We start from the raw sequence: 22,479 nt of genomic DNA on the forward strand, positions 1-22,479 counted from the left end.
GGGAGGCGAGTCCGTCGACTCGCGTCCCCGGCGGGGCCGTTGTGCGGCCCGGGCGGTTCGTCACCGCACAATTCGGCGCCCCGGCCCGTGGGTTGACGGGGGTGGCGTCGGCCCGGAGGCGGTCAGGCCGCGCGCAGCCAGGTCCCGATGGCCGTGAAGTCGTCCTCACCGAGGCCGCGTTGGGGGTCGACGCGGTGGAGCAGCGTACGGGCGGGGGAGTGGGCGGCGACCCAGTGGCGGTCGGCCGGGGTGATCTCGTCGTCGACCCAGACGAACGGGCGGCCGCCGGCCCACGCGAGCAGCGGGCGGGTCTTCCAGTGCAGGCCGGGCGGTCCGCCGGGGCCCTGCGGGCCGTCCTTGCCCGTCACCGGCCAGTCCACGACGGGCAGTCGGGGCAGGCCGAGGCGGGGGGAGAGACAGTCGTTGGCGTCCTCCAACCAGGTCGTCGCCCACACCAGCGTGCAGGGCAGGCCCAGCAGGCGCGGCCCGAGCGCCGGATCGACCCGGGCGAGCAGCGGGTTGCCGTCCGGGCCGGAACCCGGGCCCGGGTAGGTGCGGTGACCGCCGGGCGGCGGCCCGCCGAAGGGGATGAGCGGTCCGTCGACGTCGAGGAACAGCAGTGGTACGTCGGCACTGGCCATGCCGGCACGATAGCGAGGGGCGCTCCGGCGCGCCGAACGGCGACCCGGCCTGGATCGGGCCCGCCGGGATCTCGTAGGGTGGCGCGCACGGAAGTGGTGAGAGACACCACGCAGGCAAGGGCATCAGACGCCGCTCTAGCGGCGGGGCGGGGCGGTGACCAGAAGATGGCGGAGACGACAGCTGTTTCCGGAGGTCCCGACCCGGCTGCGGACTCGGGCCCCTGGGACGCCGTGCCGCCGCCACCCGCGCGCCTGCCGTCCGCCGAGGAGCACCCGCCCGGCCCGGCCGCACTGTACGAGCCGCCGCCCGCGCCCCCCGCCCCGCCCGCGCCGCCGACCGGCTGGACGCTCACCGGCCTGCCCGCCGCCGCTCAGGCCGCCACGGCCACCCAGACCGCTCCGCTGGCCCCGCTGGCCCCGCACGCCCAGGTGCCGGGCGCGGGCGGGCTCGGGGCGGCGCCGCGCGGACGCATCCTGGTCGTCGAGGGCGGGTACGGAGGCACGGGCCGTCGCAGCTGGGGCGGTCGCGGCGGGGCGGGCCACGCGCCGGTGCTCTCCGCGATGCTCGCCGCCGTGTCGCCCCAAGTGCTGCTCGCCGCCGACGCGGTGGACGCCGTCCACCTCCCCGGCGCCGTCGACCCGCAGACCGTCCTCGCCCACCTGCGCGCCGCCGCCCTCCACCCCGGGCCGCTGCTGGTGCACCTGGGCGGGCACGTGATCGCCGACAAGCGCGGCGGACAGCTGCAGCTCACCCTGCGCGACGCCAAGCAGGACGGCCTGCCCTGGCAGGCGATCGCCGCCGAACTGAGCCACCGGCCGGCCGAGTGGCAGACCCTGGTCATCGCCGACCTGAGCGCCGACCAGAACGCCTGGCCCTACCTGCAGGGCACCGTCTCGCCGCTCAGCGAGGGCATCCCGCTGTGGGCCGTCGTCAGCCCGGACCCGGAGCAGATCGGCACCTTCACCCGCGCCCTGATAGAGGCCCTGCACGGCGGCCGCCCGGGCGCGGGCGACGTCCTCGCGCCGGAGCAGCTGCGGCAGCAGGTGTACTCGGTGCTGCGGCCGGACGTCGTCATCCTCGCCACGCACGCCAAGGACCGGCCGGTGTTCCGCAACACCGCGCGGCGCGGGGAGGGCCTGCCCGCCGACGCCGTGCCGGTACCCGTGCCCGCCGCCGCGCCGCCGGCCGTCCCGCCGCTGCTGCCCCGTCAGGCGGAGCCGCAGGACGCGGTCGTCGCGCCGCAGGCCGCGGCGCCGCCTGCGGTGCCGTCCTCGCCGGTGGGGGAACCGGACGTGGCGGCGGCTGGGGCGGCTGTGACGGGCGGGGTGGGGGGCGCCGGGCCGGTGAGCCTGCTCAAGCCCGGAGTGCCGCCGACCCCGCGCCGCCGGACCGGACCGGTCAGCCTGCTGAAGGCTGGCCCGGCGGTGGAGGAGGAGACGGCGGCGGGAGTCTCGCTGCGCAAGGCCGTCCCGGCCGACGCGGTGCCGGAGGCCGTGCCCGAGACCCAGGCCGAGGTTGAGGCCGTGGCCGAGGCCGCGGTGGCCGCTCCGTCCGGCGGGGTCACCCTGACCAAGCCCCGGCCGGAGCCCCAACTCCCGGAGCCGGAACTCCCGGAGCCGGAACTCCCGCAGGCCGAGCCGGAGTCGGCGCCGGTCGCGGAGGAGCCGCAGGACGCCGTTCCGGTCGATGCGGTGCCGGCCGATGCCGTGCCCGAGGACGAACCCCCGGCCGAGACCGGGCCGTCCGACGCGACCCCGGTACCCACCGAGCAGCCGGCCGCCGAGGAACTGCCCGCCGAGGCGCCGGTCACCGAGGCGCCGGTCACCGAGGTACCGACTGACGAGCCGCCCGCGGTCCAGCCCCGCGCCGACTACCGGGAGGTCATCGGACGGATCGTCCGCAGCGCCGACGCCGGCGACCACGCGGCGGCCACCGACCTCGCCTTCGCCCTCGAACTGGAGGCGATCGCCGAGCACGGCGCCGTCTCGGAGCCGGTGCTCCAGGTGCGCCAGGTCCGCGCCCACGTGTGCCGCCTGGCCGGCCGGCTCGGCGAGGCCGCGGTCATCTACCGTGAGGTCGCGCTGACCATGCTGCGCTCGCGCGGCGCGGACAGCCCGGAGACCCAGCAGGCGGCGACGAACGCCGAGGCCTGCTGGCGCACCATCACCGACCGGGCCGAGGCCGTCCGCATCGCCCCGGAGATCATCGAGCTCCGGGCCCATCTCCCGGGCCCGGACGGCCGCAAGCTGCGCGCCGCCGAGCGCCACCTCGCCCAACTGGTCGCCGCGCCCGCGGCCGACCGGACCTGAAGCCTGGGGCCCGAGGCCGCGGCGCCCCGCCGCCCGCCGCCGCCGACGTCGAAGCCGCGGCCGTCTCCCCGCCGGAGTCGGCCGCGGCTTCCGCACGGAGTCGGCGGCCGGGTAACAGGAGACAGAAAACAGCGAACAGATAACAGATGATGAAATCTGTTATCTGTTCGCTGTTACTTGTCAGCTGTCAGTCGTCAGCTCTCGGCTGCCGACCGCTGCCGCCGCTTACTGCTGGTCGTCGTCGCCCTGGATGTCGCCGGCGAGCGCGTGGACGAACTTGGCGCCGTCGATGGTGCCGAGGCCGCTGGCGAGGTCGTAGCCCTCGGTGGCGTTGTAGCCGGTGACGCCGTTCCAGCCGTTGTCACCCTGCTTGACGTCCACGATGCCGCTCCACTGGCTCGGCAGCAGGCTCAGGCCGTACAGGCGGCCGTTGATCTGGCCCAGGCGGTGGCCGGCGAGCTGGTCGGCGAGCGCGACGACGCCCGAGAACAGCGGGGTGGCCTCGCTGGTGCCGCCGGTGAGGTGCCAGCCGACCGCGGTCGGGTCGTAGGACTCGTAGGTCCAGGCGGCGCCGTCGACGGCCGCGCTCATGCTGATGTCGGGCGTGCCGCGGTGCTCGCCGGTGACGTTCGCGACGCCGGTCTGGTACCACGGGCGCGAGAAGACGCCGGAGACGCCGCCGCCGCCCGCGCCGGACTTGTCGTGCCACACCTTGTCGTCCGCGGTGCGCTTGCCCGAGTCGTCCAGGGTGAGCTGGGTGCCGCCGATGGAGGTGACCAGCGGGTCCGAGGACGGCCAGGAGTTGACCTTGTACGGGTACAGGTCGGTGCCGTTGAGCTGCGCGTCGGTGGCGCCGTTGTCGCCGGAGGCGGCGAGCACGGTGACGTTGCGGTCGGCGGCGGCCTTGAAGGCGTAGCGCAGGTCGGTGATCGACTTGAAGTCGCCCTTGTCGAAGCCCGGGAAGGTGTTCTCGGTGGCGCCGAAGCTCTGCGAGATGACGTCGCCGCGACCGGCCTTGATGAGGGACTTCTCGGCGTCCATCATCTCGGGCAGGCCGGTGGTGCCCTCGGTCTCGGAGACGCCGGTCTCGACGAGGACGATGTGCGCGTCGGGGGCGATCGCGTGGGCGTACTCGACGTCCAGCGTGGTCTCGCCGGCCCAGCCGGTGTGGTCGGGGTTCTTCGGGTCGAAGACGGGGACGTTGCCCCACTTGACGACCTCGACCTGGGTGTCGTTGATGCCCCACTGCTTGTCGAAGACCTCCAGGTCGTGCTGGATGGTCGGCGAGCCGAAGGAGTCGACGATGACGATCGTGCGGCCCTTACCGGTCACACCCTCCTTGTAGAGGGGGTTCAGGTTGTAGGCGGTGCGGTACTGCAGCGGCGAGTAGCAGTGGATGCCGATCTGGCTGACGCACTGGGTGGTGCTCAGCGGGGCGACGCGCGCCTCCGCGTTGTGGTGCCCGGCGGAGGCGGGGCGGACGTGGACGCCCGCGAGGCCGTGCGCGGGGGCGGCGGTCGCGATACCCGCGGCGGGTACGGCGACGGTGCCGGCCGTCAGGGCGGTGGCCCCCACGGCGAGCAGAGCCAGGGCGCGGCGGAGGGTAGCGGGGCTGCCCATGGGACTCCTTGGGACGCAGGGCTCGACCGGGTTCGGTCGGGTCGGTTGGGCTATCCCATCGAGTACCGCATGATCATGCCATAGTCATTCGGTGTGGTCATCGGGCCATGGGCATGGTCATCTTCGGCTACGCGAATAGGTAAAGGCCGTCCCAGGTGAAGGTAACCATGCACCAGGGACGGCCATGTGATGACACGTCAGTAGTATGGCAATGACGTCTTACCGGGCTCCGCCATTGACGTAGAGGGTCTGCCCGCTGACGTACGAGGCTTCCTCGCTGGCGAGGAAGGCGACCACGGACGCGATCTCCTCCGGCTGGCCCGCCCGGCGCAGCGGCGTGCGGTTCGCGACCTCCGCCTGGTGCTCCTCGGCGCTGCTGCCGACCCGCTCGGCGGTGGCGGCCGTCATCGCGGTGACGATGTAGCCGGGGGCCACGGCGTTGACGTTGATGTTGAACGGGCCCAGCTCGATCGCCAGGGTGGCGGTCAGCCCCTGGATGCCGGCCTTGGCGGCCGCGTAGTTGGCCTGGCCGCGGTTGCCGAGCGCGGAGCGCGAGCTGAGCGAGACGATCTTGCCGTACTTCTGCGCCACCATGTACTTCTGTGCGACGTGGCTGCAGTTGTAGGCGCTGGTCAGGTTGACCGTCAGGACGGCGTCCCAGTCGGCCTTCGGCATCTTGAAGAACAGGTTGTCCCGGGTGATGCCGGCGTTGTTCACCAGGATGTGCAGCCCGCCGAGGTCCGCCACGACCTGCGCGAACACCTCCGCCACGGCGTCGTAGTCGGCCACGTCGCAGCCGTAGGCGCGCGCGGTGCCGCCCTTGGCGGTGATCTCGGCGACCGTGTCGGCCGCCCGCTCGGCGGTGAGGTCGACGACGGCGACCGTCGCGCCCTCCTCGGCGAGCCGCCGGGCGGTGGCCGCCCCGATCCCCTGGGCCGCGCCGGTGACCACGGCGACCTTGCCTGCGAAACGCGTCACGTGAACTCCTCGAAGAGTGGGCGACGGCTGACAGATGACAGATGTCAACATCTGTTATCTGTTATCTGTCAGTTGTCGGTTGAAATCTGAAATCTGAAAGTTGAAGTCTGAAATCTGTTCGCCGTGAGCCGGGAGTGGCCCGCCGTCAGCCGTCAGCCCTTAGCCGTCAGGCGTTCTCGACCAGTACCGCCGTGCCCTGCCCGACGCCCACGCACATGGTGGCCAGCCCGCGCCGAGCCCCGGTGCGGTGCATGCGGTGCAGCAGGGTGGTGAGGATGCGCGCGCCGGAGCCGCCCAGCGGGTGGCCGAGCGCGATCGCCCCGCCGCTGGGGTTGACGATCTCCTCGGCCCGCTCCCGGCTGAACCCGATGCCGTCGGCCGAGGCGAGCGCCTGGGCGGCGAAGGCCTCGTTCAGCTCGGCGGTGTCCACGTCGTCGAGCGACCAGCCGGTCCGCCCCAGCACCTTCTGCGTGGCCGGCACCGGCCCGATGCCCATCACGTCGGGGTGCACCCCGGCCGAGGCGCCGGCCACGTACCGCCCGAGCGGCTGCAGCCCGAGGTCGCGCAGCGCCTCCTCGCTGACCAGGACCAGCCCGGCCGCGCCGTCGTTCATCGGCGAGGCGTTCCCGGCGGTGACGGTGCCGCCCGGCCGGAAGGCGGGCTTGAGTCCGGCGAGCTTGGCCAGGCTGGTGTCCTCGCGGATGCCCTCGTCCTGGCTCACCGTCACCCCGTCCGGCCGCAGGACCGGCACCAGTTCGGCGTCGAAGTGCCCGTCCTTGCGGGCGGCGGCGGCCCGCTGGTGGCTGCGCAGCGCGAAGGCGTCCTGCCGCTCGCGGTCGATGCCGTACCGGCTCGCGACCTCCTCGGCGGTCTCGCCCATGCTGAGCACGCCGTGCAGTTCGGTCATCCGCGGATTGGTGAGCCGCCAGCCGAGCCGGGTGTCGTAGGTCTCGATCCGGTGCGGGAGCGCCTCGTCGGGCCGGGGGAGGACGAACGGGGCGCGGGTCATCGACTCGCAGCCGCCGGCCAGCACCACGTCGGCCTCGCCGGAGCCGATGGCCCGGGCGGCGAGCGTGACGGCCTCCAGGCCGGAGGCGCAGAGCCGGTTGACGGTGGCTCCGGGGACGGTCTCGGGCAGTCCGGCGAGCAGGACGGCCATCCGGGCGGCGTTGCGGTTGTCCTCGCCGGCCTGGTTGGCGGCGCCCCAGTAGACGTCGTCGATGCGGGCCGGGTCGAGGGCGGGTACGTCGGCGAGCAGGGCGCGCAGCACGGTGGCCGAGAGGTCGTCCGGGCGGACCGTGGCGAGCGCTCCGCGCAGCCGGCCGATGGGTGTGCGGCGGGCCGCGGCGAAGTAGACGGGACGCACGTCGTGCTCCTTGTCGAGGGGTTTCGGGAGGGGCGTTCGGGAGGCGGTTCGGAGCTGTTCGAGGGGCGTTCAGAAGGCGTTGACGCCGGTCAGGGCGCGTCCGATGAGCAGTTGGTGGATCTGGCTGGTGCCCTCGTACAGGGTCATCACCCGGGCGTCGCGCAGGTACTTGCCGACCGGGTACTCGTCGATGAACCCGTACCCGCCGAACACCTGGAGCGCGTCGTTGGCGGCCCGGACCGCGGCTTCGCTGGCGAAGAGCTTGGCCATCGAGGACTCGGTGGCGAACGGCAGGCCGCGGTCGATGCGGTCGGCGACCTGCCAGGTGAGCAGCCGGGCGGCCTCGACGTCGACGGCGATGCCGGACAGCAGCTGCTGGACGAGCTGGTGCGACGCGATCGGCTTGCCGAACTGCTCGCGCTCGCCGGCGTAGCGGACGGCGGCCTCCAGGCAGGCGCGGGCGATGCCGACGCAGCCGGCCGCGACCGACATCCGGCCCTTGGCGAGGGCGGCCATCGCCACCGTGAAGCCCTTGCCGACCTCGCCGAGCCGGGCGCCGTCGGGCACCCGGACGGCGTCGAGGGCGAGCGCGGCAGTGGCCTGGCCGCGCAGGCCGAGCTTGCCGTGGATCTCGGTGCGGGTGAAGCTGGGCAGGTCGGTGGGGACGAGGAAGGCGGTGATGCCGCGGTGGCCGCGCTGCTCGGGTGCGTCGCCGCCGGTGCGGGCGAAGACCAGGGCGACGTCGGCCCAGGTGCCGTTGGTGATGAAGGTCTTGGCGCCGGTGATCAGCCAGTGGTCGCCGTCGCGCACGGCCCGGGTGGTGAGGTTGGCGGCGTCCGAGCCGGTGCCGGGTTCGGTGAGGCCGAAGCAGCCGAGGGCCTCGCCGGAGGTGAGCCGGGGCAGCCAGTGCCGCTTCTGCTCCTCGGTGCCGTAGGCGTTGATCGACTTGCCGACCAGGCCGAGCGAGACGGAGACGATGCCGCGCACCGCCGAGTCGCCACGCCCCAGCTCCTCCAGCACCAGGCAGTACGCGAGGTGGTCGCCGCCGCTGCCGCCGTACTCCTCGGGGAGGGTGAGGCCGAGGAAGCCGAGCTTCGCCAGCTTGCCGATGATCGCCCGGTCGACGGACTCGTCGCGGTCCCACTGGGCGGCGTACGGGACGATCTCGCGGTCGGTGAAGGCGGCGGCGAGGTCGCGGACGGCGCTCTGCTCCTCGGTCAACTCCAGGTTCACGGCGGGGCCACCTCGTTAAACTAGCGCTGCAAGTTTTACGATGGACTGTAGCCCCGCCGGACCGCGCTGGGAAGGGGCACCTGCCAGAATCGGCCCCCGGCCCGCACGGTCCCACCCGACCGGACGAACACCGCAAGAACCGCACGGACAACACGCACCGCACGGACAACACAACACCGCACGTACAGCACGCACCGCGCGTACAGCGCCTACCGCACCTACCGCACCTACCGCACGTACGGCACCTGCCGCACGGGCACGCACCGGCGTGCCGCACGAACTGGAGGCGACGACCCGATGGCCCGCCCGCGCACCCCGCTGCTCAGCCGCGAGCGCATCGTCGCCGCCGCGCTGCGGCTGATCGACGAGGAGGGGCTGGACGCCCTCTCCACCCGCCGCCTCGCCGCCGGGCTGTCGGTCAGCGGGCCGTCGCTCTACAACCACTTCGCGACCAAGGACGAGATCCTGGACGCGGTGGTGGACACGGTCATCGGCGAAGTAGATTTGTCGATGTTCGGCACGGACGGCCCGGCCTGGCCGCAGGCGCTGCGGGACTGGGCCCGCTCCTACCGGGCCGCGCTGGCCGCCCACCCCAACATCGTCCCGGTGCTCGCCCAGGGCCCGGGGCGGCGGCCGAACGCGCTGCGCCTGGCCGACGCCGTCTTCGGCCACCTCGTCGACGCCGGGTGGCCGCGCGGCCAGGCCACCCGGATCGGCGCGCTGATGCGCTACTTCGTCACCGGCTCGGCGCTCGCCTCCTTCGCCGCCGGCTTCCCGGCCGACGCCGGGGTGTACGACGCGGCGGACTACCCGCACCTGGGCGAGGCGCACCGGCTGGCCGGGCACGGCGGCCGGGTGGACGAGGGGGCCTTCGAGACCGGCCTGGAGGCGCTGCTCGACGGGCTGGCACTGCGCTACGAGCGTCTGACCGCGCGGTCGTAGCCGCGCGGGCGTAGGCGCACGGTGGTCGCCACGCGGTCGGCGCCGTGCCCCGGGCCGCAGCCCTCCCCCCTCTGTCACCGCTAGCGGATCTACCGGTTCCCAGCCGGCCTGTCGGCGCCGGCATTCCTACCAGGGCTCGCGCGCCACGAAGGCCGGACGCAGCTCCGGGTCCACCGGGTCGTAGTAGCGGTGGTACACCGGCGTCAGCCCGCCGGAGACCGGGGGCACGATCCAGCTCCAGTCCGCCGGGGTAGGCCGGCCGAGCCGCTGCTCCTGGGCGACGTGCTTGAGGAAGCGCACCGACTCGGTGTGGTGGTCGGCCATCGTCACCCCGGCCTCCTGGAAGGAGTGCAACACCGTGACGTTCAGCTCGACCAGCGCGCGGTCGCGCCAGAGCGTGCGGTCGCTGGAGGTGTCCAGGCCGAGCCGCTCGGCGACCGTGCGGAGCATGTCGTACCGGTCGGCGTCGGCGAGGTTGCGGGCGCCGATCTCGGTGCCCATGTACCAGCCGTTGAACGGCGCGGTGGGATAGCGGACGCCGCCGATCTCCAGCGTCATGTCGCTGATCGCGGGCACCGCGTACCAGCGCAGCCCGAGCCCGGCGAACCAGGCGTGCTCGGGGTGGCTCAGTGGCACCTCCAGCGTGCTGTCGTCTGGCAGCTCGAACCAGGACGGCCGTTCGCCCGGGCGTTCCTGGACCAGCAGCGGCAGCACCTCGAAGCGGTCCTCGGCGCACTTCCAGCCCAGCTCGCGGGCGCGGGCGGTGAGTTCGACGCCCGCCGGGTCGCCGACCACGGTGCCGCGCTCGGCGGCGGCGCCCTCGGCCGGGTGGCCGGCGTAGCGGACCAGCTGCTGGTTGAGGATCCGCGCGGCCGGGCGGCCCGGCCGGTCGGGGGCGAACACCGAGACCACCGGGCGGATCCGCCCGCCGTTGCCCGCCACCCGCAGGTGCTCGAAGCACTCGGCGGCGATCTCCTCGGCCGTGCTCAGGTGCCGCAGGTCGCGCACCACCAGGCTGCGCCAGTAGAGCCGGCCGATGCAGCGGGCCGCGTTGCGCCAGGCGAGCTTGGCGCCGTAGGCGAGTTCGGCGGGGGTGTGCCGGTAGCTGCCGGTGCGGTCGATCTCGTCCAGGACGGCCCGCAGCCGCTCCGCGGGCGCGCCCGCGGCGGGCTGCTCGTGGTGGAACTGCCGGATGAACGTGGCCGCTTGGCCGGGATCGGTGAACGGCGGCGGCGCGGGCGGCAGTTGCACGGCCGCCGCCGGGGGAGCGGGCGGCACCGCTACGGCCGCCGGCTCGGGCCGCACCGGGGCGTGGCGGTGGCCGTCGTAGCCCTCGCGGCCGCCCTGGCCGTCCTGGCCGTCCTGGCCGTCCTGGCCGTCCTGGCCGTTCGCGGTGTGGGCGGTGTGGACGTCGTGGGTGTGGGCGTACGGGCAGCCGCCGACGCCGGGTGCGGCGGCGGGCCTGCGGGTGCGAAGCCGGTTGAAGATCAAGGACACATCCCTCCTGGCGAACAGGAGTACCGGAGGTGGCCGGTCCGGCGCAGAGAGTGAACGATTCGGCCCCCGCACCAGCGCTCGTCGCGCTAGGGTGCGGGGGCCGAAGGTCCGACTGTCGGATCGACCGATGGTCGGTCGTCAGCTCGTGGCGTCGGCTCGTCGCGTCGGCTCGTGGCGTCAGCCCATGTCCTCCAGGCGGACGCCCTTGGTCTCCTTCAGGTACTTCGCCACGAAGACGGCCGACAGCGCCGCGAAGGCCGCGTAGGCCAGGTACGTCGCCGAGAGGTTCCAGCGCGACAGCGACGGGAACGAGACGGTGATCGCCCAGTTGGCGATCCACTGCGCCGAGGCGGCGACGGACAGCGCGGCGGCCCGGATCCGGTTGGGGAACATCTCGCCGAGCATCACCCAGACCACCACGCCCCAGGACATCGCGAAGAACAGCACGAAGGCGTTGGCGGCGATCAGCGCGACGGTGCCCTGCAGGTCGGGCAGCGTGACGTCGCCGCCGCTGCCGGTGGCGGAGGAGAACGCCCAGCCGGCCGCGGCCAGGGCGACGGCCATGCCGCAGGAGCCGATCAGGGCGAGCGGCTTGCGGCCGATCCGGTCGACCAGCAGGATCGCGATCACGGTGCCGAGGATGTTGATGACCGAGCCGATGAAGCTGATCAGCAGCGAGTTGCTCTGGTCGATGCCGACCGACTGCCACAGGATCGACGAGTAGTAGAAGATCACGTTGATGCCGACGAGCTGCTGGAAGACCGACAGGCCGATGCCGATCCAGACGATCGGCAGCAGGCCGAAGCGGCCGCCGAGCAGGTCGCGGAAGCGCGGGCGGTGGTCGGAGTCGATCAGCGCCTGGATCTCGGCGATCCGGGTGTCGGCGTCCACGCCCTCGGCCTCGACCGCGGCCAGCACCTTGCGGGCGTCGGCCAGGCGGTCGGCCTGGATCAGGAAGCGCGGCGACTCGGGGATCACCGAGGCGAGCACGAAGTAGACCGCGGCGGGGACGACGCACACGCCGAGCATCCACTGCCAGGCCTCCAGGCCGAGCAGCTGCCCGCGGGTGTCACCGCCGGCCGCCTGCGCCAGCAGCCAGTTGACCAGCTGGGAGATCGCGATGCCGAGCACGATCGCGGCCTGCTGGAACGAGGCCAGCCGGCCCCGGTAGCGGGTCGGGGCGACCTCGGCGATGTAGGTCGGGGCGATCACCGAGGCGATGCCGATGGCCGCGCCGCCGAGGACGCGCCAGACGGCGAGGTCCCAGGCCGAGAACGGCAGCATCGAGCCGACCGCGCTGACCGCGAACAGCAGCGCGCCCGCCTTCATCACCTTGATGCGGCCGTACCGGTCGGCGAACCGGCCGGCCAGCGCGGCGCCGAGCGCCGAGCCGAGCAGGGCGGACGAGACGATCAGGCCGGTCACGCCGTCGCCGACGCCGAACTTCGCCTGGATGCCGGAGACCGCGCCGTTGATCACCGAGCTGTCGTAGCCGAACAGGAATCCGCCGAGGGCCGCGGCGGCGGTGATGAAGACGACGAATCCGAGGCGGCCGGGCGCGGAGGCCTCGACCGCCCCGGAGGGCTGCTGGGTGACGCTCACGATCTGACTCCTGGTACTCAACTCTGAGCTCGGTAGCCGCGATCGTAACCCTTATTCATTCACTTGTTGTACGCCGGGTCGTTCATCTTTCGCCCCGAGAATTCGTAAGGTGAATTAGCAAATTTCGGAGCGAGCGGGGAGCGGGCGGCGGCGGACCGTTACGCCGGGGAGGACAGCGACAGCCCGAACCGGCCCTCCTGGTCCGTCCACCAGCGGTCCAGCCGCAGGCCGGCGGCCGCCAGCTCCCGCGCCACCCGCTCCCGGCGGAACTTCGCCGACACCTCGGTGCGCAGCTCCTCGCCCGCGTCGAAGTGCACCGGCAGGTCCAGGGCCGGGATCTTGACGGTCTGCGCCCGCAGCGCGCGCAGCCGCATCTCGATCCACTCCCGCTCCGGGTCCCAGAGCGCGACGTGCTCGAAGGCGTCCGGGTCGAAGTCGGCGCCCAGCTCGCGGTTGAGCACGTTGAGCACGTTGCGGTTGAACTCGGCGGTCACCCCGGCGCCGTCGTCGTAGGCGGCGACCAGCACCGCCGGGTCCTTGACCAGGTCGGTGCCGAGCAGCAGGAAGTCGCCGGGATCGAGGGCGGTGCGCAGGCCGCGCAGGAAGGCCGCCCGCTCGTCGGGCAGCAGGTTGCCGAGGGTGCCACCGAGGAAGGCGACCAGGCGGGGGCCGCCGCCCGGGGGCAGGCCGAGCCCGGCCGTGAAGTCGGCGAGCACGCCGTGCACCGCGAGGCCCGGGTACTCGGCGGCGATCGCCGCGCCGGCGCCGGTCAGCGCGCTCTCGCTGACGTCCACCGGGACGTACGTCTCCAGGCTCCCGCCGGTGCGCAGCGCGTCCAGCAGCAGCCGGGTCTTCTCGGAGGAGCCGGAGCCCAGCTCGACCAGGGTGCGGGCCCCGGTGGCGGCGGCGATCTCGCCGGCCCGGGCGGTCAGGATGGCCCGCTCGGCGCGGGTCGGGTAGTACTCGGGCAGCCGGGTGATCTCCTCGAACAGCTCGCTGCCCCGGGCGTCGTAGAACCACTTCGGCGGCAGCCACTTGGGCCGGGAGGTCAGGCCGTGCTGCACGTCGTGGCGCAGGGCGGTGCTGAAGTGGTCGGCGGGCAGCAGTCGGGTGAGTTCGAAGGTGTCCATGACAGCGTGGTTCCTCTGTTCAGAAAATGAAGGGAGAGTTCTGGTTCAGGAGCCGCTCGGGAGCCGGTGCACGGTGACCGCGCCCGCCTCGACCAGCAGCAGCGAGCCGTCCGGGACGGGCGACCAGCCCGGGGAGTCGTCGTACGGCTCGGAGGCCACCACGGTGCCCAGGCCGGGCAGCGCGAGGTGGTACAGGGTGTCGCCCCAGGCGGTGGCGGCGAGCGCGCGGCCGTCACCGAGCAGCAGGTTGAGCCGCGCGGTGGTGTGCGCCGCGACGTCCGCGACGGTGCCCGCCAGCGCCTCGCCGAGGCCGGCCCCGGCACGCAGCCGGTGCAGGGTGAGCGCCCACAGCAGCGCCGAGTCGGTGCGCGCCTCCAGCTCCAGCAGCTCGGCCGGAGGGAGCAGTGCCGCCAGCGCGTCCAGCTTGTCCGGCCAGCCCGCCACCGCGCCGTTGTGGCTGAACAGCCAGCGTCCGGCGGCGAACGGCGCGGCGGCCGCCGCGCCCGCCGCGCAGCCCTCGGTGGCCGAGCGGACGGCCGCCACCAGCGAGCGGGTGCGCAGGACCCGGGCGAGGTCGGCGAAGGCCGCGTCCGCCCAGATCGGCCCGGAGCGCCGGTAGCGGGCCGGCACCTCGTCGCCGTCCGCCCACCAGCCGAGGCCGAAGCCGTCGGCGTTCACCGTGCCGTACCGCTGCTCCCGGGGTGCCCAGGACTGCCGGTGCAGTGCGTGCGGCGGCAGCACCAGCAGCTCCTGCGGTGCCAAGGGCTCGCCCAGGTAGGCGAGGTGACGGCACATCAGGTCGTCTCCGCGTCGCGGGCGGTGCGGAACCCGGCGAAGATCTGCCGCCGGATCGGGTAGTCCCAGTTGCGGAACGTCCCCCGGCAGGCGACCGGCGCCACCGCGAAGCAGCCGCCGCGCAGCACCTTGTACTCGGGCCCGAAGAACACCTCCGAGTACTCCCGGTACGGCCAGGCCCGGAAGCCCGGGTAGGGGCGGAAGTCGCTCGCCGTCCACTCCCACACGTCGCCCATCAACTGCCGCACACCGTAAGGGGACTGGCCGTCCGGGTAGCTGCCGGCCTCGGCCGGGCGCAGGTGGCGCTGGCCGAGGTTGGCCTGCTCGGGGCCGGGCGGGCCGTCGCCCCACGGGTAGCGGCGGGAGCGGCCGGTGGTCGGGTCGTGCCGGGCCGCCTTCTCCCACTCGGCCTCGGTCGGCAGCCGCCGCCCGGCCCACCGGGCGTACGCGTCGGCCTCGTACCAACTGACGTGCAGAACCGGCTCGTTCGCCGGGACGGGCTCCACGCTGCCGAAGCGGCGGCGCAGCCACTGGCCGTCCTCGCGGCGCCAGAACAGCGGGGCGGTCAGGTCGGAGCGCAGCCGGTGCTCCCACCCCTCGGCCGTCCACCAGCGCGGGTCCTGGTAGCCGCCGTCGTCGATGAACCGCTGGTAGGCGGCGTTGGTGACCGGTGCGGTGTCCAGAAAGTAGCCGGGCAGCTCGACGGTGTGCGCCGGGCGCTCGTTGTCCAGCGCCCACGGCTCGGTGTCCGTGCCCATGGTGAACGGGCCTGCGGGGACGAGGACTTCGGCGGGCATCGTGACCGCGTCGGTCGGCGCCGGCGGGGGCGGCGGGGCGGCCAGGGCGGGCTCGCCCAGGCGCAGCTGGTGGGTGATCAGCATCGTCTCGTCGTGCTGCTGCTCGTGCTGGGCGATCATCCCGAAGGCGAAGCCGGCGTCCAGCAGCGGCGCGCCCTCCAGCGGGCTGGCGGCGAGCAGGTCCAGCACCCGGCCGCGCACCTCGTGCGCGTAGGCGCGGGCCTCGGCGGGCGGCAGCAGCGGCAGACTCGGCCGCTCGGCCCGGGGGTGCTGGAAGGCGTCGTACAGCGGGTCGATCTCCGGGTGCATCGGGTCGCGGCCGCCGACGTTGCGCAGCAGCCAGAGCTCTTCCTGGTTGCCGATGTGCGCCAGGTCCCAGACCAGCGGCGACATCAGCGGCGAGTGCTGGGCGGTCAGGTCGCGGTCGTCGACGCAGTCGGTCAGTGCGGCGGTACGGGCGCGGGCGGCCAGCAGCTCGGCGGCGATGGTGTCGCGCAGCGCCTCGGCGTCCGGCGGGGCCGCGTCGCCCGCCGCGCGGTCTGCCGGTGCGGCGGCGGGGGGTCGGACATCGGTCATGATGCGGGCTCCTTCCCGGGAGTGCGGCGGGTGCCGGAGCGCAGCGCGTCCAGCTGGTCGTCGGCGGGGCAGCGGCCGCGCGCGGGGTAGCGCTCGGCGAACTCGGCGACGGCGGCGCGCAGCCGGTCGGCGCCGGGCAGGCGGCCCAGGGCGGCGTCGGCGGCGGCGAAGCAGGCGAGGGCGGCGCGGCGCAGCTCGGGGTCGGCGACGGCCAGGGTGGCGGCGCGGCGCCAGACGTCGGTGCGCGGCGGGCGCGCGCCGGCCGGTCGGCCCGGCGCCGCGGCGGTCGCGCGGGAGCGGGCGGTTCCCGGGGCCGCGGCGGCTTCGAGCGGTTCCAGGGCGGCGAGGGCGGCCTCGGCGGCCACCGGGTCGTCCAGCAGTGCGGTGGTCAGCGCGGCGGGGACGACCCAGCCGTCCCCGGGCTGCGCGTCGATCATCCGCAGCTCCAGGTGGCCGCGCGGGCGCACCGGCGGGAACAGCGTGGTGCGGTGGTAGTCCAAGTCGTCGAGCGTGGGCGGGCGTTCGGCGCCGCCGTGAATCCAGTCGCGGAACGTCAGCCCGGGCGGGGCCGTCCATGCGACGCCCTCCGGCCGCTGGACGCACAGCAGTTGGGCATCCAGCACGTACTGGGCCCAGGCCTCGCGGGGGTCGCCGTGGTCCGGTGCCGGGGCGAGGGTCCGGGTCGGGTCCATCCGGGACCAGACGGTCTGCCGGGTGGACCGGTGGCCGGTCGGCCGGCCGTCCAGCAGTGGGGAGTTGGCGAAGGCGGCGACCAGGACGGGGCCGAGCAGGTGCGTCAGCCGCCAGCGCCGGGCGAGCGCCTGCGGGCCGTCCGCCTCGCCCGCGTCCAGGCACACCTGCACGGAGGCGGTGCCGGTCATCATGATCCGGCCCCACGGGCCGGCGGAGTCGAAGAACCGCTCCATCGCGAGGTAGCGGGGGTGGTCCAGCACCATGCGGCGGGGGCGGGCGAGTGGGTCCGTCCCGGTGCCGGTGAGTCGCAGGCCCCGCGCCGCGAAGGCGGCCCGCAGGGCGGTGAGATCGCGTCGGGTGTCGTCGACGCAGGCCACGAGGCCGGTGGCGGGCGGGGAGCTGAGCTCGACCTGTCCGCCGGGTTCGAGCGTGAGGCGTGAACCGGAGGGGAGCGAGGTGCCGTCCGGGCCGCCGAGCGGCAGCGACTCCAAGGCGGCGTGGACCAGTTCGGGGGGTACGGGCTGGTCCGGACATCGGTCGTCGTGGACGAACCACTCGACCTCGACACCGACCAGCCGGGGCGGCCCGATCTTGAAACAGACGCCCGACACGTGGCTGCGGGCCACGGACTCGGTGAGCGGCGTCACCCCCGCCGGGGGTGGCTGCGCGTTCTGCCGGTCCGGGGGAGTTGCGCGGGAGACGGGTATCACCGGACTCACCATCCTCGGGATCACGAATTGCGGCCCGGTCTACCTTGCCCAGTCTGCTACGGAGCATGCGAGGGCGCTTCGCAAAAATCGCGTGAACGTTCGTTTCCGCAGGTCAGTGGTGATGCGAACGGGTGATTCGGCCGGATCTCAAGGAGATCTCGGGTGGCTTTCGAACGCCTTTCGGGCGGCTTCCGGGAGGGTTCGGTGCGGGGGGCGTGAACGGCGCGGCGGGCGTGCGGCCGGAGGGGGGAACGGGAGTGGGGTACATGTTGGTACGAGGTGAATGCGGGGTGTGGGGGAGGGCGCTGGCGGCCCAGGCGCGGGCCTAGAGCCGTTGCAGCCGGGTCACGACGGTGTCCAGCAGTGGGCCCGGCAGCGCGTAGTTGAGTCGCAGCGAGCCGGCGCCGCCCGGCCCGAACTCCGTTCCCGCGGTGGACTCCAGGCCGCAGCGCTCCAGCAGCGCCCGGCGCGCGTCGGCGGGCGGCAGGCCGAGCGCGGCGGCGTCCAGCCAGAGCAGGTAGGAGGACTGCGGCGCCGAGCGGACGGCCGGGCCGAGCAGGCCGGTCAGCCGGGTGCGGGCGGTGGCGAGGTGGGCGAGCAGGGCGTCCAGCCACGGGCCCCCCTCGGCCAGCGCGGCCCGCTGCGTCGTCTGCTCCAGCAGGCCGCCCTCCCAGAGGCCGTAGCCGGACAGTTCCTCGGCGAACGCCGTGCGCAGCCGAGGATCCGGGACGAGGGCGAAACTGCTGGGCACGCCGGAGCAGTTGAAGGTCTTGCCGACCGAGTTCAGGGTGACGGTGCGGTGCCGCAGGGCCGGGTCGACGGTGGTGACGGCGACGGGATGCGCGTGGCCGGGGTGGGTGAGGTCGCCGTGGACCTCGTCCGAGACCAGCACGGCGCCGGCCTGCGCCGCCCGCTCGGCGAGTGCGCGCAGCTCCTCGGCCGGCCACACCCGGGCGGAGGGGTTGTGCGGGCTGCTGAGCAGCACGGCGGCGGTGGGGCGGGGGATCGGGCCGCCGGGGAACCGGTAGCCGTCCGGGCCGAGCGGGAGCGGCAGTTCCCGGTACGGGAAGCGGGCGGCGCGGCACAGCTGGGCGAAGCCGCCCCACTCCGGCGTTGCGAAGGCGACCGGGGCCTGCGCGGGTGCGCCCTCCTGGCGTCGCACGGTCTCCAGGAGGATGCGCAGTGCCGTGCGCGGGCCGCAGGGCAGCAGCAGGACCCAGTCGGGGTCGACTTCGGTGCCGTGCCGGGCGCGGTACCAGCGGGCGACCAGTTCCCGCCCGCCCGGGTCGCACACCGTGTACCCGTACGCCCGGTGCCGGGCCCGCTGCTCCAGCGCCGCGGCGACGGCGGGCGGGCCGGGCAGGTCCATGTCCGCCAGCCCCATCGGGATCACCCCGGGGGCGGTGGCCCGGGCCCACTTGCTGCTGCCGGTGCCGCTGCGGTCGAAGGGGGCGTGGAAGCCGAAGTCGAAGCCGAAGTCGGGGGCGGTGCCCGGGGTGGCGGTGGGCATCGGGCGGGACCTCCCGGGGGCGGGGGACGGACGGTGAGGAGTGGGGGCGGGCGGGGGCGGGCGGAGCCCGGCTGACGGCTGACAGATGACAACTTTCAGATTTCAGATGTTGAAATCTGTCGGTTGAAAGTCGTCATCTGTCAGCCGTCGCCGGCTCGTGCCAGGTAGGCCTCCAGCCCCCGCCGGCCGCGGTACATCATCACCGCGTGGTTGGCCCGGAACAGCGGGTGCAGCGGTAGGGCGAGGCGGCGCAGCAGGGCCTTGCCGGGCCGGGCGTCCTCCTCGAACAGCACCAGGCTCCCGGCGCCGCCGGACCGCCCGGACGGGTCCGGCGTGACGGTGAACCGTGCCCAGCCGTCGAGGTCGCCCCGCATGACCGCCTCCAGCACCCCGGCGTGCGGGTCGTGCAGCCGAGTCTCCAGGCCGATCACCAGCCGGTACGGCAGCAGCGCCCGCACCACGACGTCCCCGGACTGCGCGCCGGTCCGCCGGATCTCCCGCACCTCAGGCCACCACAGTGGGTAGCCGTGCACGTCCTCCAGTGCCGCGTACACCGCGGCCGGCGGCGCCGTGAGGCGCCACACGCCCCGGAAGCGGTAGTGGTTGGGATCCACGTGCTCAGCCTAGCGACGCGCCGGGTGCCCGCGGGCGGCTTCCGGGCCCACTCCGTTCGGGTGGGTGCGGTGAACGCTCCGTGAACATCGACGGCCAGGAGGCGGGCACTCCGCTTGCACCCGTTCGGGGTGCAAGGGAGGATCTTGCGTGCTTGTAGTCTCAGCTGTCACAGCGGTGGCAGTCGGGCGCCGCACCCCGGGACCGGGACCGCGGGCAGAACTGGAACACAGAGGCAACCGGACTGCAGGCGGAACCGGAGTGAAGGAGTCACAGGCATGCGGCGACCGAGCTGGGTACCGGAAGGTACGGACCTGGACAAACCGAACGCCGCGCGGGTCTACGACTACTACCTGGGGGGCTCCCACAACTTCGAGGTCGACCGGGAGATGGCCCGCAAGGCGCTCGCCCTGTGGCCGGAGCTGCCGCAGATCATGCGCTCCAACCGGGCCTTCCTGCGCCGCGCCGTGAGCTTCCTCGCCGAGCACCGCGTCAGCCGCTTCCTGGACATCGGCTCCGGCATCCCGACCTTCGGCGCGGTGCACGAGATCGCCCGCGGGATCCGACCCGAGGCGAAGGTCGTCTACGTCGACCGAGACCCGGTCGCCGTCGCGCACAGCCGCCTGCTGCTCGCCGAGGACCCGGCCAGCTCCGTCGTCCAGGCCGACGTGCGCGACGTCGCGGACCTGCTCGCCCGCCCCGAGGTGGTCGAGCTGCTCGCGGAGGGCGAGCCGGTGGCCGTCCTACTGGTGGCCGTCGCCCACTTCGTCAGCGACGACGAGGACCCGTGGAAGCTGATCGGCACGATCCGTGACGTGCTCCCGCCGGGCAGCGCGCTGGTCCTCTCGCACGCCTCCCTGGAGGGCCGCCCGGACCAGGCCGAGGACCACCAGCGGCTCTACCGGATGACTCCGACCCCGCTGACCATGCGCACCCACGAGCAGATCACCGAGATGTTCGCCGGCTTCGAGCTGGTCGAGCCCGGCGTCGTCTACCTGCCGCAGTGGCGCCCGGACCAGCCCGAGTCGGTCGGCGAGAACCCCGAGCGGATGGTCGGGGTGGCGGGCGTGGGGTTCCGCCCTTGAACGTCCGGAACGGGCGAGGCGACGCCGGAGGCCGCGCGACCCGCGCGACGGCCCCCGGCCGATCCCGTGCTCGCTTCCGTACCGCCGCCGGCGGGCGTGTCGCCGAAAGTGTGCGTGTCGCCGCATGTGGACCTGTCGCCGGAAGAACTCCTGTCGACGCTAGAAACGCCGCAGCCCGCACCGGCACCGGCACCAGCACCCGCACCGGCACCGACGCCCACCGCGGCGCCCGGGCCCGTACCGGAGCGTTCGCATGAACGGGAGGCCCACCCCGGTGCCCGGCAGCGCCGAGCGGTTCCACGAGGACTGGGCCCGGCTGCTCTCCGCCGACCACGGCATCGCCATCCACCCCGAACTGCTCGGCCGCCTGGTCATGCGCACCGCCGCGCTGCTCCACCGCGCCCAGCTCGACGAGCCGTTCGAGCCCCGGCTGGCCGCGCAGGCCGGCGCGGAACTGGTCGACGCGCACTTCACCGACCCCGTACTGCTCGCCCGCGCGGTCGAACTGCTCCAGGCGCAGCCCGTTCCGGACGACCGCGGTCCCGCCCTGACCGGCGCCTTCGCCGCCGGCTGGGCGGCCGCCCTGCGCGAGCGCACCCTGCGCGAGCAGGAGGCCATCCGCACCGCCGCCGACGCCGCCCGCAAGGAGGCCGAACGCGCGCTGCGCGCCTCCGAGGCCCGCTTCCGAGCCCTGTTCGAGAGCGCCGCGATCGGCATCGGCATCGGCGACACCGACGGCAACATCATGGCCGTCAACAAGGCCCTCCAGGACCTGTTCGGCGCCGGCCCCGCGGACATGATCGGCCGCCGGGTCGGCGACCTCGTCCACCCCGAGGACACCCCGGGCGTCTGGGAGGCGTACGAGGAACTGATCAGCGGCAAGCGGGAGTACTTCCAGTTCGACAAGCCGTACTACCGCCAGGACGGCGAGGTGATCTGGACCCACCTGACCGTCTCGCTGATCCGCGACGACGACGGCACCCCGCAGTACCAGGTCGCGATGCTGGAGGACGTCACCGACCGCTACCGGCTTCAGGAGCGGCTGCGCCACCAGGCCACCCACGACCCGCTGACCGGCCTGCCCAACCGCGCCGCCTTCTTCGAGCGGCTGGAGAAGCTGTTCGAGGACCCGGCGCCGGGGGCCCGGTTCGGCCTCTGCTACGTCGACCTCGACGGCTTCAAGGTGGTCAACGACAGCCTCGGCCACGACATGGGCGACGAGCTGCTGGCCGCCGTCGCCGACCGGCTGAAGACCGCGCTGACCCCGCTCGGCCACCTGGTGGCCCGGCTCGGCGGCGACGAGTTCGTCGTCCTGCTGGAGAAGTGCCGGGGCGAGCAGGAGGCGGTGGCCGCCGCCAAGACGGTGCTCAAGGCGCTGGCCGGGCCGGTGCTGATCGGCGACCACAAGCTCGCCGTGGGCGCGAGCGTCGGTGTGCTGGAGCGCCGGGTGTCCACCACCACCCCGGGCGCGGCCGTACGGGCCGCCGACCTGACGCTCTACCGCGCCAAGGAGGCCGGCCGCGGCCGCTGGACGCTGTTCGACCCCAAGGAGAACGCCCGCGCGGTCAACCGCTACGCGGTGTCGGTGCGGATGCCGGCCGCCCTCGACCGCGGCGAGTTCTTCATCGACTACCAGCCGCTCTACCGGCTCGCGGACGGCCGGATGGCCGCCGTCGAGGCGCTGGTGCGCTGGCGCCACCCGCAGCTCGGCGTGCTCGGCCCGGACGAGTTCGTCACCACCGCCGAGGAGACCGGGCTGATCATGCCGCTCGGCCGCTGGGTGCTGGAGCAGGCCTGCGGCCAGGCCGCCGAGTGGATCAAGCAGTACGGCGACGCCGCACCGCAGTTGAACGTCAACCTGGCGGTCCGGCAGGCGCGCAGCGCCGCCCTGGTCACCGACCTCGCCCGGATCCTCGACAGCACCGGCCTGGACCCGGCCCGGCTCCAGCTGGAGATCACCGAGTCGACGGTGGTCGGCCCCGAGGACGAGGCGCTGCGCACCCTGCACGGGCTGGTCGACCTCGGGGTGGCGCTGGCCGTGGACGACTTCGGCACCGGCTGGTCCAACCTCGCCTACCTGCGGGACCTGCCCGTCTCCGGCCTGAAGATCGCCGGTTCGTTCGTCGGTGACCTGCACGACCCTGCGAAGGACGAGGCCACCGGCTGGCGGATCGTCAGCGGCCTGGTGTCGATGGCGCACGCGCTCGGGCTGACCGTCACCGCCGAGGGCGTGGAGACCCTCAAGGACGCGGAGCGGCTGCGGACCATCGGCTGCGACTGGGCGCAGGGCTGGCACTTCGGCCGCCCGGTGCGGCCGGCCGAGATCGCCCGGCGGATCGTCGAGGAGCCGGGCGGCCGCCCGGTCGGGGCGGACTGAGCCGG

General features: G+C 73.9%; 17 protein-coding genes. 4 read left to right on the top strand and 13 right to left on the bottom strand.

Annotated elements, in window-relative coordinates; all coding sequences use genetic code 11:
- Positions 1–122: 122 nt before the first annotated feature.
- Entirely contained in the window at positions 123–641 is a 519-nt protein-coding gene (locus ACPC54_RS29005; protein WP_498968981.1) for an HAD domain-containing protein, read from the bottom strand.
- Between the two features lie 231 nt (positions 642–872).
- On the opposite strand from ACPC54_RS29005, the gene ACPC54_RS29010 reads away from it, so the two are divergent.
- Entirely contained in the window at positions 873–2,951 is a 2,079-nt protein-coding gene (locus ACPC54_RS29010; protein WP_498968982.1) for a hypothetical protein, read from the top strand.
- A 225-nt stretch (positions 2,952–3,176) separates the two neighbouring features.
- Here the strand turns inward: ACPC54_RS29010 and ACPC54_RS29015 are convergent, their stop codons facing one another.
- The 4 genes from ACPC54_RS29015 to ACPC54_RS29030 form a co-directional block, all read right to left on the bottom strand.
- Positions 3,177–4,571 carry a S53 family peptidase gene (locus ACPC54_RS29015; RefSeq protein ID WP_498968984.1) on the bottom strand — a complete coding sequence of 465 codons (1,395 nt, stop codon included), beginning with the start codon at positions 4,569–4,571 and terminating at the stop codon, positions 3,177–3,179.
- 219 nt (positions 4,572–4,790) lie between these two features.
- A complete protein-coding gene (gene fabG / locus ACPC54_RS29020) occupies positions 4,791–5,549 on the bottom strand; it encodes a 3-oxoacyl-ACP reductase FabG (protein WP_498968985.1) in 759 nt (252 codons plus the stop codon).
- Between the two features lie 166 nt (positions 5,550–5,715).
- Entirely contained in the window at positions 5,716–6,915 is a 1,200-nt protein-coding gene (locus tag ACPC54_RS29025) for a thiolase family protein (protein ID WP_498968987.1), read from the bottom strand.
- Positions 6,916–6,984: 69 nt separating this feature from the next.
- Positions 6,985–8,148 carry an acyl-CoA dehydrogenase family protein gene (locus ACPC54_RS29030; RefSeq protein WP_498968989.1) on the bottom strand — a complete coding sequence of 388 codons (1,164 nt, stop codon included), beginning with the start codon at positions 8,146–8,148 and terminating at the stop codon, positions 6,985–6,987.
- A 297-nt stretch (positions 8,149–8,445) separates the two neighbouring features.
- Here ACPC54_RS29030 and ACPC54_RS29035 point away from each other — a divergent pair, with 297 nt between their 5' ends.
- Positions 8,446–9,090 carry a TetR/AcrR family transcriptional regulator C-terminal domain-containing protein gene (locus ACPC54_RS29035; protein ID WP_498968990.1) on the top strand — a complete coding sequence of 215 codons (645 nt, stop codon included), beginning with the start codon at positions 8,446–8,448 and terminating at the stop codon, positions 9,088–9,090.
- 126 nt (positions 9,091–9,216) lie between these two features.
- On the opposite strand, the gene ACPC54_RS29040 is transcribed toward ACPC54_RS29035, so the two are convergent.
- From ACPC54_RS29040 to ACPC54_RS29075, 8 genes are all read right to left on the bottom strand, one after another.
- Positions 9,217–10,341, bottom strand: coding sequence for a nitric oxide synthase oxygenase (locus ACPC54_RS29040; RefSeq protein ID WP_498969036.1), 1,125 nt, complete (start codon positions 10,339–10,341; stop codon positions 9,217–9,219).
- 423 nt (positions 10,342–10,764) lie between these two features.
- Positions 10,765–12,192, bottom strand: a complete 1,428-nt coding sequence (locus ACPC54_RS29045; RefSeq protein WP_498969037.1) for a sugar porter family MFS transporter — start codon at positions 12,190–12,192, stop codon at positions 10,765–10,767.
- 155 nt (positions 12,193–12,347) lie between these two features.
- Positions 12,348–13,319, bottom strand: a complete 972-nt coding sequence (gene egtD / locus ACPC54_RS29050; RefSeq protein WP_498968992.1) for an L-histidine N(alpha)-methyltransferase — start codon at positions 13,317–13,319, stop codon at positions 12,348–12,350.
- Between the two features lie 45 nt (positions 13,320–13,364).
- Positions 13,365–14,114 carry an ergothioneine biosynthesis protein EgtC gene (gene egtC / locus ACPC54_RS29055; protein ID WP_498968994.1) on the bottom strand — a complete coding sequence of 250 codons (750 nt, stop codon included), beginning with the start codon at positions 14,112–14,114 and terminating at the stop codon, positions 13,365–13,367.
- Positions 14,114–15,487 carry an ergothioneine biosynthesis protein EgtB gene (egtB, locus tag ACPC54_RS29060; RefSeq protein ID WP_498968995.1) on the bottom strand — a complete coding sequence of 458 codons (1,374 nt, stop codon included), beginning with the start codon at positions 15,485–15,487 and terminating at the stop codon, positions 14,114–14,116. Before egtB ends, egtC begins: the two co-directional genes overlap by 1 nt.
- Entirely contained in the window at positions 15,484–16,902 is a 1,419-nt protein-coding gene (gene egtA, locus ACPC54_RS29065; RefSeq protein WP_498968996.1) for an ergothioneine biosynthesis glutamate--cysteine ligase EgtA, read from the bottom strand. The genes egtB and egtA overlap by 4 nt, the downstream gene beginning before the upstream one ends.
- A gap of 313 nt (positions 16,903–17,215) precedes the next feature.
- The gene (locus ACPC54_RS29070; RefSeq protein ID WP_498968997.1) at positions 17,216–18,400 is read right to left on the bottom strand and encodes a MalY/PatB family protein; all 1,185 of its coding nucleotides are present in this window, start codon (positions 18,398–18,400) and stop codon (positions 17,216–17,218) included.
- A gap of 140 nt (positions 18,401–18,540) precedes the next feature.
- A complete protein-coding gene (locus ACPC54_RS29075; RefSeq protein ID WP_498968999.1) occupies positions 18,541–19,014 on the bottom strand; it encodes an SRPBCC family protein in 474 nt (157 codons plus the stop codon).
- A gap of 276 nt (positions 19,015–19,290) precedes the next feature.
- Here ACPC54_RS29075 and ACPC54_RS29080 point away from each other — a divergent pair, with 276 nt between their 5' ends.
- Positions 19,291–20,097, top strand: coding sequence for an SAM-dependent methyltransferase (locus ACPC54_RS29080; protein ID WP_498969000.1), 807 nt, complete (start codon positions 19,291–19,293; stop codon positions 20,095–20,097).
- Between the two features lie 253 nt (positions 20,098–20,350).
- On the top strand, positions 20,351–22,474 hold the full coding sequence (locus tag ACPC54_RS29085) for a putative bifunctional diguanylate cyclase/phosphodiesterase (RefSeq protein WP_498969002.1): 2,124 nt from the start codon (positions 20,351–20,353) through the stop codon (positions 22,472–22,474).
- The last annotated feature ends 5 nt before the right edge of the window (positions 22,475–22,479 follow it).

Source organism: Kitasatospora sp. NPDC094028 (assembly GCF_049543595.1).
Classification (GTDB): Bacteria; Actinomycetota; Actinomycetes; order Streptomycetales; family Streptomycetaceae; genus Kitasatospora.